18 protein-coding genes and 1 riboswitch are annotated in these 19,360 nt (G+C 42.6%); of the genes, 3 read left to right on the top strand and 15 right to left on the bottom strand.

Going from position 1 to position 19,360, the window contains the following annotated elements; translation table 11 throughout:
• Window positions 1-88: 88 nt before the first annotated feature.
• The 13 genes from J2S25_RS17015 to J2S25_RS16955 all read right to left on the bottom strand — a co-directional run bounded on the left by J2S25_RS17015 (window position 89) and on the right by J2S25_RS16955 (window position 15,275).
• Complete coding sequence (locus J2S25_RS17015) at window positions 89-670, bottom strand: molecular chaperone TorD family protein (RefSeq protein WP_307192491.1); 582 nt, start codon at window positions 668-670, stop codon at window positions 89-91.
• A gap of 53 nt (window positions 671-723) precedes the next feature.
• Window positions 724-3,822: a molybdopterin-dependent oxidoreductase gene (locus J2S25_RS17010; RefSeq protein ID WP_307192490.1), complete on the bottom strand. Its 3,099-nt coding sequence runs from the start codon at window positions 3,820-3,822 to the stop codon at window positions 724-726.
• On the bottom strand, window positions 3,815-5,113 hold the full coding sequence (gene nrfD, locus J2S25_RS17005) for an NrfD/PsrC family molybdoenzyme membrane anchor subunit (protein WP_307192489.1): 1,299 nt from the start codon (window positions 5,111-5,113) through the stop codon (window positions 3,815-3,817). The genes J2S25_RS17010 and nrfD overlap by 8 nt, the downstream gene beginning before the upstream one ends.
• Window positions 5,114-5,126: 13 nt before the next feature.
• Complete coding sequence (locus tag J2S25_RS17000) at window positions 5,127-6,023, bottom strand: 4Fe-4S dicluster domain-containing protein (RefSeq protein WP_307192488.1); 897 nt, start codon at window positions 6,021-6,023, stop codon at window positions 5,127-5,129.
• A gap of 17 nt (window positions 6,024-6,040) precedes the next feature.
• A complete protein-coding gene (tatA, locus tag J2S25_RS16995) occupies window positions 6,041-6,244 on the bottom strand; it encodes a twin-arginine translocase TatA/TatE family subunit (protein ID WP_307192487.1) in 204 nt (67 codons plus the stop codon).
• Between the two features lie 618 nt (window positions 6,245-6,862).
• Complete coding sequence (locus J2S25_RS16990) at window positions 6,863-7,303, bottom strand: nuclease-related domain-containing protein (RefSeq protein WP_307192486.1); 441 nt, start codon at window positions 7,301-7,303, stop codon at window positions 6,863-6,865.
• 6 nt (window positions 7,304-7,309) lie between these two features.
• Window positions 7,310-8,635, bottom strand: coding sequence for a sigma-54-dependent transcriptional regulator (locus tag J2S25_RS16985; RefSeq protein ID WP_307192485.1), 1,326 nt, complete (start codon window positions 8,633-8,635; stop codon window positions 7,310-7,312).
• Window positions 8,636-8,657: 22 nt separating this feature from the next.
• Window positions 8,658-10,772 (bottom strand): ATP-binding protein, encoded by a 2,115-nt coding sequence (locus J2S25_RS16980; RefSeq protein WP_307192484.1) that lies wholly within the window; start codon window positions 10,770-10,772, stop codon window positions 8,658-8,660.
• Complete coding sequence (locus tag J2S25_RS16975) at window positions 10,769-11,776, bottom strand: ABC transporter substrate-binding protein (protein ID WP_307192483.1); 1,008 nt, start codon at window positions 11,774-11,776, stop codon at window positions 10,769-10,771. Before J2S25_RS16975 ends, J2S25_RS16980 begins: the two co-directional genes overlap by 4 nt.
• A gap of 134 nt (window positions 11,777-11,910) precedes the next feature.
• Window positions 11,911-12,807 carry a phosphogluconate dehydrogenase (NAD(+)-dependent, decarboxylating) gene (gene gnd / locus J2S25_RS16970; RefSeq protein WP_307192482.1) on the bottom strand — a complete coding sequence of 299 codons (897 nt, stop codon included), beginning with the start codon at window positions 12,805-12,807 and terminating at the stop codon, window positions 11,911-11,913.
• 98 nt (window positions 12,808-12,905) lie between these two features.
• The gene (locus J2S25_RS16965; RefSeq protein WP_307192481.1) at window positions 12,906-13,757 is read right to left on the bottom strand and encodes a MurR/RpiR family transcriptional regulator; all 852 of its coding nucleotides are present in this window, start codon (window positions 13,755-13,757) and stop codon (window positions 12,906-12,908) included.
• A gap of 83 nt (window positions 13,758-13,840) precedes the next feature.
• The gene (gene map, locus J2S25_RS16960) at window positions 13,841-14,596 is read right to left on the bottom strand and encodes a type I methionyl aminopeptidase (RefSeq protein ID WP_044392325.1); all 756 of its coding nucleotides are present in this window, start codon (window positions 14,594-14,596) and stop codon (window positions 13,841-13,843) included.
• A gap of 163 nt (window positions 14,597-14,759) precedes the next feature.
• Window positions 14,760-15,275: a type 1 glutamine amidotransferase domain-containing protein gene (locus J2S25_RS16955; protein WP_307192480.1), complete on the bottom strand. Its 516-nt coding sequence runs from the start codon at window positions 15,273-15,275 to the stop codon at window positions 14,760-14,762.
• Between the two features lie 162 nt (window positions 15,276-15,437).
• On the opposite strand from J2S25_RS16955, the gene J2S25_RS16950 reads away from it, so the two are divergent.
• Entirely contained in the window at window positions 15,438-15,713 is a 276-nt protein-coding gene (locus tag J2S25_RS16950; protein WP_044392321.1) for a late competence development ComFB family protein, read from the top strand.
• Between the two features lie 523 nt (window positions 15,714-16,236).
• Here the strand turns inward: J2S25_RS16950 and treR are convergent.
• Window positions 16,237-16,962 carry a trehalose operon repressor gene (gene treR, locus J2S25_RS16945; protein WP_307192479.1) on the bottom strand — a complete coding sequence of 242 codons (726 nt, stop codon included), beginning with the start codon at window positions 16,960-16,962 and terminating at the stop codon, window positions 16,237-16,239.
• A gap of 234 nt (window positions 16,963-17,196) precedes the next feature.
• Here treR and J2S25_RS16940 point away from each other — a divergent pair, with 234 nt between their 5' ends.
• The gene (locus J2S25_RS16940) at window positions 17,197-17,517 is read left to right on the top strand and encodes a helix-turn-helix domain-containing protein (protein ID WP_307192478.1); all 321 of its coding nucleotides are present in this window, start codon (window positions 17,197-17,199) and stop codon (window positions 17,515-17,517) included.
• A 97-nt stretch (window positions 17,518-17,614) separates the two neighbouring features.
• Here J2S25_RS16940 and J2S25_RS16935 read toward each other — a convergent pair whose 3' ends face one another.
• A complete protein-coding gene (locus J2S25_RS16935) occupies window positions 17,615-17,743 on the bottom strand; it encodes an anti-repressor SinI family protein (protein WP_128721549.1) in 129 nt (42 codons plus the stop codon).
• A gap of 29 nt (window positions 17,744-17,772) precedes the next feature.
• A riboswitch (cyclic di-GMP riboswitch) is annotated at window positions 17,773-17,859 on the bottom strand.
• Between the two features lie 780 nt (window positions 17,860-18,639).
• On the opposite strand from J2S25_RS16935, the gene J2S25_RS16930 reads away from it, so the two are divergent.
• Window positions 18,640-19,248, top strand: a complete 609-nt coding sequence (locus J2S25_RS16930) for a nitrous oxide reductase accessory protein NosL (protein ID WP_307192477.1) — start codon at window positions 18,640-18,642, stop codon at window positions 19,246-19,248.
• Window positions 19,249-19,360 lie beyond the last annotated feature (112 nt).

The raw sequence follows: 19,360 nt of genomic DNA, 5'->3' as shown, positions 1-19,360 counted from the left end.
GTTGGCAAAGAAATATGTCAACAAGTACGCTCTGTTCCCAAGAATCTCCCACTTCAACTAGACCGTAAGGTCAGTAAGTGGGGGTAGTTCAAGCTGCCTCCATCCAGTCTTCCATCATCACTTCGGCATAAAAGCTGAGGAACTCCTTAAAGAAAGGAAGCGTAATTTTTGTTGCTGCGTTGTCGAGCAATGGCTTCAGGACTGGCTTGATGTATCGGTTCAGCATCTCTGCTTCGATTTCTTCCAGCTGCTTTAGAGAATCCTGCTCACCTTCTTGCTCTGCCTTGATTTCCCCTTGTAAAATCGAGCTCATGAACGCAGTCATATTGCCGAAGTGATCCGGCAGCCGATCCTGCTCAAGCGGGAAGAAAAAAGCCGTTTTTTCATAAAGGCCGATCAAGCACAACAGCTCGTGCCTGCGGACTTCTTCATCTTCGGATTTCTTTGTATAAGATGAAAAGTAAGGAGAGACAAAGTGATCTCCCGGTATGAAAAAGTGATTGTCATACCAGAGCTGCACTTCATCCCGATTATACAGCGAATGAAAGGAGAGCTCCTTCCGCATTCCTTCAGGGATTTCGTTCATGAATGCTTCATAAGTATCCCAGTCTCCTAACCAGATGCTTGTCATGATATTGGCAATCGCCAGCTTTCCATATCGTTCTTCCATTATTGTCTCCACCTTTATTTTACAGAAATTTATTGGCTTCCGCCCCAAGGTTATTAAACTTTATCAATATCGACAAAAACGTCCTGCTGTGCCGGGCCGCCTGCAAGCAGATCTGCAAGAAATCCTTCGAAGTAACTATTGTCTTTATCTGCTAACGCGTTGACCGAAAAACCTCTTCCTCTTTCTTTTGCATACCCTGTCTCTTCCTGTCCTGGTCTGTTAATTTCAAAGGGCAAATGACCGTATGCTTTAACTGGTTCGGTTTTCTTACCATCAATTTTTATTTCAGATGAACCGTATGCACTCTGACCAAAGCTAAAGTTTGCCCCTACGACACCCGGCTTAATCCCCTCAGTTACCAGGACTGCTGCCCTAACCTTTGAACTATTTGAGGAAATAAATACTTCATCTCCAGTTTTAATGTCTTTTTTTGAAGCATCTATTGGGTTAACCCAAAGGAAATTTTCGGAACGGATCTCCCTAAGCCAAGCATTACTTTCAGTCCGATGAGTTGCCATGTTCCGAGACTTCCAGTTAATAAATTGAAGCGGTTTATTCGGTTTGTAAATTTCCCCATTATAGGTACGGATCTCCTCTGCAAATGGGACTCCTTCAAAGAACTTTCCGGTATATGCACTCTTGAATCCAGCTGCTTTTTCATCATAGAAATGTACAAGATTGTTCCATTGGTATTTTAGCTGGTTTCCTCTATATTCATCCCCCTGTGGCTCAAAACGGCCACCTCGGTTCAGCACATATACTACTTTTGACCATTCTTCAGGTTTTACTGTGTTTTTCAGTTTGTTGACATCAAAATATTTTCCTAATGCATTTTTCCTTGCTTTTTCAAAAATCTTCATTTCTTCTGCATTTGCATCCTTAACCGGTTTCTTGCCATCGAAAGCTATATTTGCGATTCGTTTCAAGTAATAATCCTCAGGAGTGTGGATTGATGATCCATCTACCAGTGCCTTTTCCCCTACCCCCGGAAGACCCATAGCTTTTAAAAGATCGATATAAACTTGTTCTGTAGGCCTTGCTTCAGGAACAATGCGAGTTACTGGCTGAATGACCCCTGCAAACTTATACTTTATAATTGGGAAGATATCCTCCGCGTTCCAGCTTTCTAGGTATGCTAAATCTGGCAAAACATAATCTGCAAACTTTGTCGTTTCACCGATGACAATATCAGAGGAAACAACCAGTTCTACCACTTTAGGGTCTTTAATGAATTTTTCCTGCATTTCAGATCGAGGACCTGCTATTACAGGAGATGTCCGATTAATGATCAGGGCACGTATCTTATATGGATACCCTTCTGCTGAACTGGGTAGAACATCCTGGATCAGTTTGTTTCCAAGCGGGTACCAAGGACGTTTTGCTGGATAACCATCTTTCTTGAATAAAGAAGTTTTCTCATAAGGAACCTTATGGCGTGTAATAGGAATCCCCCATGCTTTGTTTCCATTAGGTACGGTAGCGAGATCATAGCGGCCTTCTGTTGCTTTAAACTTAGCACTTAAAGATGTATCTCCACCCTTCCAGTCATGGTTTCCTACAAGGTGATTGAGCATATTGATCGCACGCACACTGTAATATCCATTGGCGTGCATAGCAGGACCACGGTAAGAATGAATGCCAACCTTTTTGCCGTGTGAGGTAAATTCTCTTGCAAGTTGATTGATCTGGTCGAGTGGGACATCACACATTTGCGAATATTTTTGCATAGTTTTTTCCATTGCTTTTTCTTTAAATAAAGTAAACACGGATTTTATTTTAATCCCATTAATAACAGTATTTACTTCAAGTTTTCCATGGCTAGCCTTTGTATGTGCTACTGGTATCCCATTTTCTAAAACGACAAATTCCTCCGCACCAAGTCCCAAGTCCTTTGCTCTTAGAAAAGGTCGTTTCTTATCACTGACATTAACTAGATAAGATGCATCACTCCATGTTGTTTCTCCATCTCTTTCTGCAGAATCTTTATTGGGATTTTGTAAGTACATTTCATCATATCGATTATTCTCGATAATCCAGCGACACATAGCCATTGCAAGAGCTCCATCTCCTCCAGGTTTTACTGGAATCCACTGATGTGCTTTCTCGGCGGTTTTACTAAAACGAGGATCAATGACTACCATTTTCATTCCACGCTCAAGCGCGTTCGTAATCATTGGCGCAAAAGTAGTCGGTCCACGATTTGCAGTCATAGGGTTCGTTCCCCAGACAATGACCATTTCAGCGTTTTCGTAATCAGGAATCATTCTCTTTTTTTGTTTTTCGCTATCATGTGAACGAACATTTCCCATTACACTAGTTATACCGCAATAGCCACCATGATCATAATAGTTCGCCGTTCCAATACTACTACCTGCCAGGCGTTCGATAAATTCGCGCCGGTGACCAGCCATGATTGCAATCTGATTTGCTTTTGGTCCTAAATCCGGATGCTTTGTATCAATCAGTACATCTTTGTACTTTCGATCGAATTCCTCTTGTTTTATTTCGCCACTTTCTACCTTTGTCCAATCTTCCATTACAACAGATTCAGGAACGTAAGACCAGATAGTCTTAAGTCCAGGAGTTTTAAGATCTGTGCTTCCTTCCAAAATTTCTTTATATGCCTGATCCCAGGTAATCGTTTTCCAGACTCCACTTCCTCGTTCTCCAACCCTCTTTAGAGGCTTCTGTACACGGAATGTGTCATATGAAGTCTGAATGCCAGCCTGCCCTTTAAGACAAGTCCTCGCTCCCCGGAAACCTCGACCAGTTTTGGCTATATCTCCTGTGCCTTTAACAGCTTGAGCTACTGGAGTGTCATAGTTGATATGCCCGTATGGGACCATGTTGAGCGGACTGTACTGATTTCCTGCAATTTTTCGTACAAGTGATGAGTAAGGACCATTCTGGCTCCCAGGCATGATATAAGCTTTTATCGTACATGTTGCATTACATTGCTGGCAGGAGGTAAAAATAACATTTTCTGCTGTATAATCCTGATAGAAAGTTCCAACGCCATGTACTTTGTCTTCTGTCCACACTCCACCAAAGACCTGTTTAATAGGACCGACAAATGCCGGACCGACAAGTGTAACTGCCCCAAACGTGCCCAGTGCTTTGAGAAATCGTCTCCGGTTCATTTCTTTACTCATGCTTGCTCACTCCGCTTTCACTAATTTCATTTTCTTCAATTGGTAGTAGTTTTTCACCAATAGAATAAATAAGAAGGCACATCGCAATCAGACCGATGGTTGTGATCCATTCAGACAAGTTAGGGTAATAGTTTCCTTGTGGCAAACCTTCAATTTGTGGGACGATCAGACTCGGAACCACCATATTGAAACGTACGCCAACAACGCCTAAGATCGTCATGATTGCTGCAGCTAGGATCCAGTTGACAGATTGCCTGGTTTTCTTAACAAAAAGAATGGTTAATGGAAATACCATCGCCAGACCCATCTGGAATAGCCAAAAGCTCCATGACCAAGTACTTGTTGTCATCAATTTCATCGTAGCGAGTTCCTCGTGTTGTAAGCCATAAGACCCTATGAGAAATTCATACCATTCCAGTCCTAGCTCAATTGCTAGGAATAACGCAAGCATTCCTCCAAGGGCTTTTACCATTGTCACATCAATTGGCTTCTTAAGCACTTTGTTTTTAATAACATAAATTGCGATAGCGAGTGCAGTTCCTGAAACGAGTGCTGAAAGAATAAAAATTATCGGAAACAACCCAGAGTTCAGGAAAGGTCTTGCTTTTAAGACAGCAAAGATTGAACCAGTCCCACCATGGACACCGAAAATTGCCAATGGAATTCCTATAATACCAAGGATTTTTAGCAGCTTGCGGTCCTTCCCCTTATCTATATCAGTCATTTCTTTTTTGTTAAAGACAAGTATCTGGTAGATTTTACTCTTGACTCCTTGGGATGTTTTTGAAAGTTTGAAAAGGTCCCCTCTCATAGTCAAGTACAATTCAGTAACCAATAGAATTAAATAAACAATATAAAAATGAATTTCCCATGACATTGTGCTCGTCACATTCCAGTAAATGACTGAATTGAAAACATGATCAGGACGGCCAAGATCCAGGAAAATAAAAGTTAAAGCAGTGATCATGCTCACAATTGCCGATAATAGAGCTGAACGTCCAATTTTTTCATATTGTTCCATCCCAAAGCCGTATACCAAAGTAGACAACAGAAACGACCCTGCGCTCATTCCAATAAAATATATATAAAAGGCAACCCATCCGCCCCAGGGAACAGTGTTTGAGAGATTCGTAGAGGACATTCCCTGAAGAAGAAATCCGTCAATTATTGAATAAACGCCCAGGATGAAAACTGCTGACAGGATCAGCCACCACATTTTTTCTATATTTGTAATTTTTTTATTTAGTTCAATATCATATATTGGCTTATTCAAATGTACTTTTGTGTCCATGTATCTCACTCCTTTATCTTAAGTAAACAACCCGAGGCTGAGTTCCTAGTTCTTCTTTTAACCTAAACGCCCTTGGGCTAGCAGCCAGTTTAGAAACAACACTGTTTGGATCATTAAAATCGCCGAAAAAACGAGCATCTCCAATGCAAGTTTCTACGCAAGCCGGCTCTTCTCCACGTTCAAGTCGATGAAAGCAGAAATTACATTTTCTTACGGTACCCTCCGGAACTTTGCCTTTTTTCCGTTTAGCTCGATCCATTCCATATTCTGGAGAAGTTATTTCATCATATCCAGTCATTTCTTCTTCATAACCGTTTCCGAAATCATATGATCTTGCTCCATATGGACAAGCAACCATACAATACCGGCAGCCAATACAACGATCATTATCGATTGCAACAATCCCGTTTTCCATCTTGAAAGATGCCCTTGTCGGACAAACCTGTACACATGCCGGCTTGTCACATTGCATACATGGACGGGGAAGATTCACCACGGAAATATTCGGGTAACTCCCAAGCTCTGTTTCAAGGACTACGTTATATGACATACCAGGCGGTGTACGATTTTCAGCTTTGCATGAGACAGTACACGTATCACAACCAATGCATTTTTTAAGGTCAATAACCATCCCCCATTTCGGACCGGTATACTTTTTTTCTTTGCTTACTTCTGGTCCAGAAACAAAGTGGTCTCCAAACTCACTTATCAATGAGGCAGAGTACACTTTATGGAAATCCTCAATTTTTAACTTTCCAGCTATCACTTTTCTTGCATCCCTTGCCATATTTAAGCCAAGCTCTGTATCATAAGGTGATTGTTCAAGTTCCTTCTCACCATCTGGAAGAATGTTATTCACCATATCTCCAAACTCTTTAATAGAAGGGGCAACTTTTGAAAACAAACCCATTAGGATCAATCCTTTCTTTATTTGCTGATTTCTTTAGAGATGTCTTTTACTTCTTTTATTTCTTCTGATATATCCTCAGTCAGCTCTCTTGTCGATTTCTTGAATTCCTTCAGCGTCTGTCCGAAGGCCCTGCCGATTTCAGGCAGCTTTTTCGGTCCAAAGATGATCAAAGCCAAAGTGAGGATTAAAATCAAACCTGGAATGCCAATATTCGATAGCATGTCGCCACTTCCTTTTCTAGTTTTCTTGCTTATTTATAATGCAAGCTGTGTGCCAACTTTTCTGGCATGTGATGCTTTGAGCTAATTGAGCGCTGCACTTCCTTGTGGGAGTAGGACTTAAGGAAACGTGACATTTTTGTGAACGCGAAAAAGCGGTTGAGCACGGATTTTTCTTCCGCCCTCAGCCGCTGGTTATCTGACATTTTGACATGGTACTGCAATTTTGACATGTGACATTTTGGCATGGTACTGCATTTTTGGCAGGTGAGACTGGATGCCTAATCCCATAATGGAAAAGTTTTACCTGGGGTATAGACTCTTCCTTTCTTCTCCCCTGATCCGTTCAAGTCCAATCTGGACAGCATTCTTCTCGACTGGTGAATGGAGGATATTCCAAGAAAATCCCTAAATTGTCCGTTAGTAATCGACTGTCCATTAATGAGAAAATAATCTTTTAAAGCAGCAATATGGGCATCTTTTGAAATGTGGCCGCATCTTTTACACCCCCACAGGCTATGAAATCTTTCCATGCCAAATGTATTACAGGCTGGACACTCCACTCCTTTCTGCAAGTCATCATAAGGGAGATTCAACGCTTTTAGATCCGGGATATATGGTTTATTTTTTTTTGAGTAAAAACTTCACTATTTTCTTAGTTTCTTGGTCTGCTATTATCTCACTTTGATATTTTACAAGGTAAGGGTTGATTTTATAGAAGATACCGGGGGACTTGAATACTCTTTGGCTAACTTCTTTGTTTTGGGTTGGATTTTTGATGATGGCTTGTGAATGGGTGATCGCAACGAAAGGTTCGATCGGAGGCGGTGAATAGTGATGACTGATTAGAAATGCTTTCAGTTGACGAGCTTGTATTTTCGTCTGGAGAACGGGATCGGGGTATACCTTTTCATTTCCGTTTAAATATTGGATCATTTGATTGAATTCTGGATAAAACTCCAGCGTTCCTGCATAATATTTTGAATCAATTGGTATGATCAATGAGTTTGAAATTGGCGAACTGGAAATTAAGCGTGTTTTTTTCCAGTTCGCCGCCTTCATAAAAAACTATTCTTTCAACCCATATTGGTCAATCTTCCGGTAGAGATTCCGTACGCTGATGCCGAGCACTTCTGCAGCTTTGGTTTTGTTCCAGTTCATTTGTTTCAAGGCATTTTCAATGTGAATTCTTTCGACTTCTTCAAGTGAGCAAAGCTTGGAAGCGGGAACGACTGCATGCTGTTTCGGTAAAAGCAGATCATCGGCTTGGATGAGGCTGCCCTTTGATAAGAGCACGCCGCGTTCGATCAAATGGCTGAGCTCGCGGACATTTCCCGGAAAATCATACTGCTCCAATGCAGCTATCGCTTCCTCAGACAGCTGCTTCGATGGATCTTTTGTTTTTTCGATAAAGTGGCTGATCAATGCAGGCAAATCACCCTTCCGTTCACGCAGCGGCGGAATCGTCAGCTTGACGACATTTAACCGATAATACAAATCTTCGCGGAAACGTCCTTCAGCGACTTCTTTTTCCATGTCCCGATTCGTTGCGGCAACAACGCGGACAGTCACATGATGCTCGCGTACATCGCCGACGCGGCGGAACTCACCTGTCTCCAGAAACCGCAGCAATTTTACCTGAAGCGCCAAAGGCATTTCACCCAGTTCATCCAAAAACAATGTCCCACCTTTCGCAGCTTCAACCAGACCTTTTTTATCTTGGCTCGCTCCAGTAAAGGCACCCCGAGCATGCCCGAACAATTCGCTTTCCAGCAGATGTTCAGGTAACGCACCAGAGTTCACCGGCACGAATGGTTCATCGGCTCGCATGCTCCAGTAATGGAGAGCCTTTGCGAACAGCTCCTTCCCGGTACCGCTCTCGCCCTCAATCAAGACAGGCACATTGCTGTCAGCAATCCGATGCGTCATTTCTATCACTTCTTTAAAATTGACACTCTCCCCGATGATGTGGAATTCATTATGCTGAGCGATGATCTTTTTCATCGAAGCATTTTTCTCTTTGAGCACCTTATTTTCCGCAGCCTTGCCGATCGTCAATTCCAGTTCTGATAGATTATAAGGCTTAGTGATATAATCGAAAGCGCCCATCTTCATTGCTTCAATCGCGGTGTCGATGGTTCCATGCCCGGTCAGGATCAGCACCTCAATATCGGACTGAATTTTCTTCGTTTCTTTTAACAGTTCGATGCCATCCATGCGAGGAAGTCGAATATCATAAACGCCGATGTCGTATTCATTCTTTTTCACAAGCTCAAGAGCATCCTCTGCCGTACTTGCGCTATCCACGTCAAATCCCTTCCGCTTCAGCCGTCTCACCAAAAGCTCCAGCAAATCTTGTTCATCATCCACGACTAACAGCCTTGTTGCTGACATTAATAGCCACCTCCATCATTCCTCATGCTGGGTTTCTAGCCTGATTTCCCATCGCCAATTCTTCGCTTTGCAACCGCTCTGCGGGCAGCTGGATTTCTACGGTTGTTCCTTCTTCCGGTTTGCTGTCTATCGTAATTGTCCCGCCGAATTGCTGGATAATGCCGTAGCAGACGGACAGCCCAAGTCCAGTTCCTTTGCCGATCGGCTTCGTTGTAAAAAATGGATCGAACAATTTATCCATCGCTTCGGCTGGGATTCCGTGGCCGCTGTCGATCACTTTGATAGATACGGTTCCGTCAATTGTTGTTGTTGCTGAAATGACCAGCCTTCCTTCGTTTTGCAGCGCATCGACCGCGTTATTGATTAGATTGACGATGACCTGCATAAGCTTCAGTCCGTCTCCCCTTATCACTGGTAGCGTATCAGCGATCTGGAGTTCTAGTTGGACCCGCTGCTTCTTCAGCTGGTGCTCGACAAGGCTAATGCTGTTCTCAATGATTTCCCTAACACGAATATGGTCTTCCATCCAGTCATTTTTACGGGAAAAATTAAGTAAATTCCCGGTGATTCGTTTGCAACGCTCGGTATTCTCCTTGATTTTACGAAGATAGTGCTCCATCTCATCCTGATCGAGGTCTTCGTCGCCAGCTTGGATTCGATCAATCAAATCCTCCGCATACACATTAATGGTCGCCAGCGGATTGTTAACTTCATGTGCGAAGCTCGACGCCATGATGCCAAGCGCACTCAGTTTATCTGTCTGGATCATCGTTTCTTCCATTTGTTTTTGTTCGGTAATATCCTCGAGGACGACGAGAAACTCCCCTTCTTTCTCAATCGCATGGTTCAGCGGAAACACCCTATGTCTGAAAAGCCGCTCGCCATTCGCGCCATCCTTGAACTTCATCACTTCATCGGCGATTTTATCCATGTCTGGACAGGTAATCGGACAATTTTGGCAAGGCGTACTCTCCCCGCCAATTACCGCATAACAAGGCAACGACAGCCGATCCTCCTTTAACCACCCTGTTAAAATCGGATTCATCCAGGTGATCTGGTACTCTTTTGTCACAAGCGCCAATCCTGCGCCAATCCCGTTCACTACGACATCGAGCCGTTCCTTTTCCTGTTCAAGCAATCTTGATTTTTCCAGCAGTTCCTTGCTCATATCGTTAAAGGAATCTGCCAGTTTCCCCAGTTCATCCGTGCGCCTCATTTTCACAGGACTGATTTTACGGCCCTGCTTCAAATTGTTCATTTCTCTGTCAATGGAGACGATCGGCCTTGTAAAATATAGACCAGCCCATACGCTGATCAGGCTGACAGTTAAAATCAAAAGGGCGACTGCCCCTATGCCGCTCTGCAGCATCCGGTTGATTGGTGCGAATGCGGTCATTTTTGGCTGCTCCATCACGAGAGTCCAATTTAATTCATTAATTTTGGCTGTTACGCCAATTACATCTTCGCCTGTAGTAGGCTGTTTTTGCCAAATTTTGCTATAATCTTGATGGGCGATCACCTGGTCCTTATCATCAACCAAATAAATATAGGAGGAATGATCCTGGCGCATGGACGATATTTTTCCGATGATTTTTTGAAGCTGGACTACAACGCCGACTGCTTTTTTTGTGTCATTTTCATAAAAGGGAATCGCCAGTTTCATGACCGGCTGGCCATACTGATTAAACGCAACCTGGCCATATACCTTTTCGCGTGTCTGCAACTGGAACCACATATCATCGGTGAACCATTGTTCCTTGCTTCCCGTGATATTTAGGTCAAATCGGGAAACCCGCTTTTCAACAAAGCCTTTGTCATCCGCGATTACGATCTCTTCGACCGATTCATTTTGCTGCAGAAGCTCATATAAAGCAGTTTGTTTTTCGGCTAATAAATGGAGGGATGCAAGTACCTGAATCCGTTGGAATGTCTGGCTGAATTCCACCTCAATTTCACGGGACAAATTCTCGAGCACAAGATGCTGTTTTTCCATGATCCGCGTTTCTAGATCTGCCTTTACAAAAGAATAATAGAATATGCTGATGAGCAGCAGCGGAATCGTCGACATTACCACCCCAAACACTAGAACTTTGTTCCGAATCGGCTGTGACTGCATAAAATCGGTCATCGCTTTCATGGATTCCGGCCTCCTTGCACATCAGGATGGACGAGCTCCGCTAACTTCAGCAAATCTTCATTATAACGGATGCCAAGTGCATCCTTCGTCTGCTGGTTGACGACGAAACGAATGCCATCTGGAAGTTCTACCGGAAGTTCTCCTGGCTTGTTCCCCTGGAGAATCAAGCTGACAAATCTTGCGGCCTGGTAGCCTTGTGAATGAAAGCTGGAACCATAGCTTGCCAAAAGCCCCATTTCTACTTCGAAATCATATAACCCCATTGCGGGAATTTTTTTCTCCTCGGTGAGCTTGACAATGTCTTCTGTCAGCGATTCAATTCTGAAACTGGGCAGAATGAGAATCGCCTCTCCCTGCTTGCCCGTTCTCCACAATCGATCCATACATTCCTTCGAGCTTGCATCGCATGGAGCTATTTCAACACCAAGCGCATTGGCAGCAATTCTTGTTTCTTTAAGGCTTATTTTGCTGACATCTATTTTGCTGTCATAAATGACGTGCACCTTTTTAATATTTGGAACGAGTGATGTCAGCATTTCCAATCTCTTTCCAGAGATACTTGCATGATAATTATTGATTCCGGTAAACATCCCGCCAGGTGACTTGTAATCCTTGATCAGGCCAAGTTCCTTCGGGGCAGCAAGACCGGCAAAAACAACCGGGATTGTGATTTTTTTCTTATCCAGCTCTGCCTTTAAACGCTGAGATTCGATGGCTCCAAGCGTAACAATTAAATCAGGAGCCGTTTGAAGAAGATCCTCGATTTGCTTGTCGAGCAGCTCCTCATCATCTCGCGCATTTTTTACTGTAAAATGAATCTCCTTGTTGCTGTAACCGAGATCTTTCAGCCCGTTTTCTAAGCCAGTGAACTTTTCAAGCCGGTTTTCCCCAATCATCAGGACCCCAATTTCCGCTGGCTCATTGGCTTTGAATCCAGGAAAAGCGTAGAGAATAGCCGAAACGGCAACCGTCGTCAGGAAAAAGAAATACCATTTTGTTTTCACCTTCATTGCCCCCATTTTCCGCTATTTACTACCACTATAACGGAAAAACCAACGTAGCCATCTTGTAAAAAAGGATAATTTTATGAACATAAAATCAGGTCCCTCTCGATTAGAGAAGGACCTGGTTTCTTTTTTTAATTCTTTTCAACAGCGTGTCCGCCGAATTCGTTTCTTAATGCGGCAACAACCTTGCCTGTGAACGTATCGTCTTCAAGTGACCGGTAGCGCATCATCAGGGACAGCGCAATGACTGGAGCTGCAGTTTGCAGATCAAGTGCTGTCTCCACCGTCCATTTTCCTTCGCCAGATGAATGCATAACACCCTTGATGTTCTCTAGCTTAGGCTCTTTAGAGAAAGCATTCTCCATCAGTTCCATCAGCCAGCTGCGGATGACGGAGCCGTGGTTCCAAACGCGGGATACTTCTTGGTAGTCGTAATCGAACGGGCTCTTCTCGAGGATTTCGAAGCCCTCGGCGATTGCCTGCATCATTCCGTATTCAATACCATTGTGCACCATCTTTAGGAAGTGGCCGCTACCAACCTTCCCAGTGTAAAGATAGCCTTTTTCGATGGAGATATCCTTGAAGACTGCCTCAACATGGGCGAAAACCTCTGAGTCGCCACCGATCATTGTGCAGGCACCATCGCGGGCGCCTTCCATCCCGCCGCTTGTGCCCACGTCCATATAGTGGATGCCGGCAGCAGACAGCTTTTCTGCACGCCTTATCGTATCCTTATAGTTGGAATTTCCGCCATCAATTAGGATATCGCCTTCCTCGAGAATCGGGGTAAACTTCTCGATTACCTGGTCAATCAAATCGCCAGCAGGAATCATCAGCCAAATCACGCGCGGTTTTGGCAGCATGTCCACCATTGCCTGATAGTCCGCTGCAATCTCGGCGCCTTCTCCCTTGATTTTCTGCATTGCCTCTTCATTTATATCATTCGCCACTACCTCATGGCCGTTTTCCATCAGATTCAATACCAAATTATAGCCCATTTTTCCAAGGCCGATCATTCCTAGTTTCACTTTGATGCACTCCTTTTCTGCAAAAAGAATCGAACGCCATTATAATATCAAATATTTTTTCATATGTATATAAAATAAAAGAAAATAATTTTCATCCACTAATATCTTTTCGTGGAAATCGCTTCTCTGATTTTTTGGAGATTCTCCAAGGTTTGTTCCTGCCTCCGTACGGAAACTGCCACGTGAAGCACGTCCATCAGGCTTAACTGGACAAGTCTAGAAGCCAGTGCCTCAGACCGGAAAAGCGTTTCGCGTGAAGTAGTGTAGAGAACATGATCCGCTTGCTTCGATAATGGTGACTTGTAATGGCCGGTGATGGCGATCGTCGCTGCTCCGTTAGCTTTTGCTACTTTTAATGCTTCTATGACATCTTTATTGCTGCCGCTATGCGAAATGCCAATTGCTGCTTGTCCGGGTCCAAGCAGCGCAGCAGAAATAATTTGCTGATGTCCGTCACTATGGGCATTGCAATGGATGCCTGTTCGGAGGAACTTATGGTAGGCATCCATTGCAATCGCTGATGAGCCGCCTGATCCGTAAAAATCAATTCTTGAAGCCTGGGATAGAATCTCGACAATCCTCTCAAGAACTTTGGCATCCAATAGATTCAGCGTTTCTTTCATCGCCTCCATATGTCCGGCAAACACCTTTTCCGCCAGGGTTCCGACGTCATCTTGTTCCATTATTTCTTCATGGATATTTTTAATCGGTTCCACCAATTCGCTGGCAAGAGCTATTTTGAAGGCTTGATAGCCCCTGAATCCAAGCCGTTTGCAAAAGCGGAAAATAGTAGCTTCGGCAACAGAAGCATACTCCGCAAACTCGGTGATGGAAAGGTGAATGATTTCTACGGTGTTCTGTAAGATATAATCGGCGACAACCTTCTCCTTTACAGAAAGCGATGGGTAGATTGCTTTTATTTTAACGATGACATTCCCTTCCTTGTTCATTTTATCGCCCCCTTTTGTACCAGAAAATTTTCAAATATATACGAAAGCTGAAAATTTTTTTCATGCTTAGGAAAAAACAAATGCTATTTTTCATTCTGATCGGTCAAAATAATCGGGCCATCTTTCGTGATGGCGATGGTATGTTCAAACTGGGCAGATAGTTTGCCGTCAATGGTTCTTGCTGTCCATCCATTGTTATCCATCTTCGTTTTCCACTCCCCGATATTGACCATTGGTTCAATCGTGAACACCATGCCTTCCTTTAGCCGCAGCCCTTTTCCCGGCAGGCCAAAATGAGGAATATCAGGCTTTTCATGAATCACCGAGCCGATTCCATGTCCGATAAACTCACGCACAACCGAAAGCCCTTCCCCCTCTACATAAGACTGGATTGCATGCCCAATATCGCCAATCCGATTACCCGGTAAAGAAGCAGCGATCCCGCGGTATAAAGCCTCTTTTGTCACATCCAGCAGTTTTTGCGACCGCTCGCTGATGTTCCCTACCGCATAGCTCCAGGCAGAATCGGCCAAGGCACCATTCAGGTTGACAACCATGTCAATCGTCACAATGTCCCCCTCTTTCAATGCTTCTTTCCGTGGAAATCCGTGGCAAACCTCATCGTTCACGCTGGCACAAGTGGCATATTGATAATTCCGATAGCCTTTTTGCTCAGGTGTCGCCCCATGCTTTTTCAAATAATTCTCTACAAATTCATCTATTTCCCATGTTGTAACCCCAGGCTTGATGATTTTGTGCAACTGCTTATGCACAGCAGCAAGTAATTTTCCAGCTTCCTTCATATTTTCTATCTCTCGAGCCGATTTCAAAACAATCATTCTGTCATCTCCCTGATTTAATTCATCCTCTATCTTATCTTATACGTAAAATTTCGCAAAATGAACTAGTTTATCACCTGGATCCTTTTAGTATTTTTTAGCGAGAATTTTTGCTCCATTAAAAAAAACCTTCTGCCGAAGCAAAAAGGTTTCACCTAAAAATTTATTGCAACACTTTTAGTGCCTCGCGATTGAACGCGGGGATATCCTTCGGTTCCCTGCTTGTCACCAGTTGGTTGCAGCAGACTACGACTTCCTTGTCCATGTATTTCGCTCCCGCATATTCCATGTCGACGCGTATCGACTTGTAGCCAGTTGCTCCTCGGCCTTCAAGTGTTTTGGCTGTCAATAACAATTGCGGACCATGGCAAATCGCAAATACTGGCTTTTTCTCCTCCATAAAGGATTTGGCAAATTGGACGAACCGATCATCCTCGCGCAGCTGATCGGGAGAAAAGCCGCCCGGAATGAATAATGCATCAAAATCTTCCGGTTTTACCTCGTCAATGCCCTGCTCAATTTTAACCTCTGCTTTTCCTTGCTTGCCTTTCACTGTCTTTCCTTTTTCTTTTTCAATCGTAACCACTGCATGTCCTGCCTCCGTAAACACACGGGAAGGCTCAAGGTATTCAACATCTTCAAATAGATCGGTTATCAAACAGGCGATTTTCTTTCCCATAAATTCAACACTCCTTTAAAAAAATTCTCCACTATTCTATTTTCCCCTGTTTGCCACCGCCAAAACATCGAAAGCCCTCTTAATAAAAAGCTGAAAAATGATTTAATTTCTACAGATTTGAGCTATAATTTGTTTAAGACAGCATTAGGGAGAGAGAGCATCATGAAAAATGGCTATATCAATGTGATGGAAGAAGTGGTTTCCACTCTTGTCAATGTGTTAATGATGAGCCCGGATTACCAGACATTTTGCAATTGTCAAAAGTGCCGGAATGATATAATCGCCATCAGCCTGAACACTCTTCCAAGTCACTATGTCACGACAGAAGACGGCCGCAAAATGGTATTTGAACAGCTTAACACCCAAGACAACAGAGCATGGATCAATAAACGGATTATCAGTGCCATCCATCTAGTCGGAAAATACCCGAAGCATTAAGAAAAACCGGGCAAACTGCGCCCGGTCCTTTTTTGGGTTTGGCTGATAATCGATTTCCATCAGAAACTCGCTTTCCGCGGGGCGACAGGTGAGCCTCCCCTCACTTCTCTCAAAACTTTCCGATAGCAAGCGCGCCTATCACCATCTTTTCACCCCAACCCTCACAGGACCGGTTTTTTTGGTAAGAACATAGAACCTGTCAAAATAACGGGGCTTTCTTGACAACTTTTCGTTCTACACCCACAAACCTGTCAAAATAAATTTGTCCAGCATTAGCACCATAGCCCAACGCTTAGGAAAGCCGTTTGCCGCTAACTCCTCGAGACGTTTTTCGCCTTCGTGCCTATCAACAAAAAAGATTCGTTTAAGAATATGATGCATTCTCGCATAATTATACGTTAAAAATTTTTTATCGGACAGACTCCTACGCGCTGGAGCTGGATTAAAAAACCAAAAGTAGTTTCCCACAACTAAATAATTTTATAATATCCTAAACAGTAAAGAAAAGCTGCCAGCTCTTTTTTTATTTTTTCTGGCTGTCCATGCGTCTGGCAAAATCCACGAATCGGAATTTGTCGGGGCGGTGCCTGGACTCGGTATACTGGAAAAGAGTTGCATCGGCAAAATAAATATAATTTTTCACGATGACAATTGCGTGAAAGCCTTCCATATCCAAAAGCTCACGGTCCTCTTCATTCGGTTCCTCCACCGTGAATTCCTTTTTGGCAAAACTGATTTGTTTCTTGAGTTCTTGCTCAATATACTCAAAAATCGAATTTTGACACTTCTGACGAGTTAGACCAGGCACCTGCTTTTCAACGATAAAATCCTTATCGAGAATCACCCGTTCTTCATCAATATGCCGAACCCTTTTTACTTTCCAGACCAATTCTTCGTTTACAATATTCAGTTCCTTTGCGATATCCGTTCCTGCCTGTTCGAGGACAAACCCATCCACAGTCGTCTTCGTTTTCCCCCCCATATTTTTAGCCAGTTCTTTAAAGCTAATCAACCCGGAGATCGGGAACTGATGCCTTTTTAAATCCAGCACGAGGGAGCCTTTGCCGCGGATTTTTTGGATAAAACCATTTTGCGCGAGAAGGTTCAGAGCTTTTCGGATCGTTTCGCGCGATGTTTGGTACCGATCGGCGAACTCATTCTCTGAAGGCAAAATTGTTTTGGGATGAAAATGCCCCTCGCGGATTTGCTGTGCGATCTCTTCATAAATCAATAAATACTTTTTCTGCATATCATCACCACACCAAGTCTAATTGCCTTCATTTTACCTTTTTTTTGATAAAAAGAATACATAAGACTAGGTTGTTCACCTATTATCTCATTTTTTCCCAACATTTTGGTAAAAATAATTCTCCTAAAACTGCGAAAAATGGTTATACTTGTTCTGTAGGATGTTCTCTATATGGAACTTTTTCTTGAGATTTGTTATGATAAAACTATTAATTTAACAAGGTGTGTGGAAAGCATGATTGGTGAACGCGTCAAAAAACTTCGACAAGAAAAAAGAATGTCCCTATCCGAGTTAGCTGAGCAAGCTGGCGTCGCAAAATCCAATTTAAGCTCCTTGGAACGGAATTTGCAAACGAATCCTTCCATTCAATTTCTTGAAAAGATTGCTGGAGTTTTAAAAGTTCCAGTTGATCAATTGATCCATGAACAAGTCGATACCGAAAATATTGATTCTGACTGGGTTAATCTTGTGAAAGAAGCAATGGATTCCGGAATCAGCAAGGACGAGTTCCGTGAATTTCTAGAATTCAATAAATGGAAACTAAACAATAAATAATTTACAAAGGATAGCCTAGCTGCTGTCCTTTTTTCACAAAATAAAAGCACCTCAGGAATGAGCTGCCCTAATGATGATGATGTATGTATAAGTCTTTTTACTTCTGTTCGCTGTTCTTTATAAACTTTCTGATTTCCTCTTTATTTATCCCCATCTCTAAAGCTTCCATTATGAGCTGTATCCATTCTGTATCCAGTTCTTCGAAAATTACCTGTTCTTTAATCAAGCTCTTCCCCCCAAAATACAGTTTGTATTCCAGGCGGCCCGGCCATCATAGTGCTTTTGCACCTTAGATCCGTGACTTTGCGTCCTAGTTTTTCAACAAGTTTGCCTTTTTCTGTACCATTTTGCTCACTCACTTACTCCCATTGTCATTGTACCTTGCTCGCAAACGTTAGCATATAATTATTTGTCGTCAATTTATTGGATTTATTCTTCCTTTTCCTCTAAAAAAATACAAAATAATCGGTTTCTATTACATTTTTCTGAAAATTAAGAACTTTTACCTAGTGTTTTTTGTCACATTCTAGCTTTAATTGCTGAATAGTTTTTTTATGTCACCTCCGTAAAACTTTAGATTAGCCTTAAATATGGGTATCTTTGGAGTAACCAAGATTTTTCCAAGGATACTTTCGGACTACTTTTTCCAGACTAACGGCATTAAAAAATGGGTATCTTGTTAAATCTTTGCCACAAACAGGGCAGAGCCATTCCCCATATTCACTGCTGCTGAAGGAAGGACGGTTACACTGATCACAGTTTTTTCGATACACTGTCATTTCCCCCTATTTTACCTATTTATTTTGAGTATAGTTCAGATATACCATTTTTGAAAAAGTCCAAAATAAGGCGAATATTCTTGAAAAAGAACGAAAATCGTTCTTTTTCAAGAATTATCTTTCGTTTTCTCACTTTTTTGTTTTTTAAAAAGAATTAATATGTTATTTATAAAGAACAAATTTGCGAATTTGTTGTAAGGCTTTATCATTAATTCTTAATATTAAATTTTCTGTCATTAAATCGTCACAAAAAACCAGTCTATAACACTCTTTCCCCACTATTTTCTCGCAGATTGTTCACAACTCCCTGATAGGATTAAATTCGATCAAAGGAGGAGATTTCATGAAAAAATTACTTACTGCCATGATGGCAATTTTGTTGGCGATCACCCTATCAGCCTGCGGGAATGACTCCACCAACGAGCCAATGGGTGACCAGAATACAGCAAAGCCAGAAACGATTGTTAAAGAAAATGCTGGCGATGCTCATGCAAATGGCCCACACGAACCCGGACCGGATGATGTTTGTGCTTTCTGTAATATGAAAGTATATACAGAGGCAGACCCAATGGGCGTTTTCACGGCACAAGCAAAAACCAAAGACGGAGATTATTTGTTCTTTGATGATTCCGGATGTCTGCTTAATGCACCTAGACGCGACCAGCTTGAATTTGAAGAAAAATGGGTGCGTGATTACGTGACTTCAGAATGGATCCAGGCGGATGCTGCAATCCCCGTCAAAGCGAACCTGAAAACACCAATGAAATATGGCTACGCTTTCTTCCAAGATCAAGAAAGTGCCGAGAAATACACCGCTGAAAACAAAGATAAAAACGCGATTATAGCTTCATGGGAACAACTCGATCAGTTAGCGAGTGACAGATATAGGAAGAAAATGAATTCAAAGAGTATGAACAAAGATTCAAACAATATGAAGAATAGCGGAGAATGATGATGGCAATAATAACCAAAGCGGCCATTGAATCTGCTTTAGCTGATCATCGCCTACCTTCAAAAAAAACTCCCGGAACTTTATCCTCCGGGAGTTTTTGCTTCCTTTTTAT

Source organism: Mesobacillus stamsii (genome assembly GCF_030814065.1).
Classification (GTDB): Bacteria; Bacillota; Bacilli; order Bacillales; family Cytobacillaceae; genus Mesobacillus; species Mesobacillus stamsii.
Note: the sequence above shows the minus strand (reverse complement) of the source record. Positions and strands in the feature narration are given on the sequence as shown.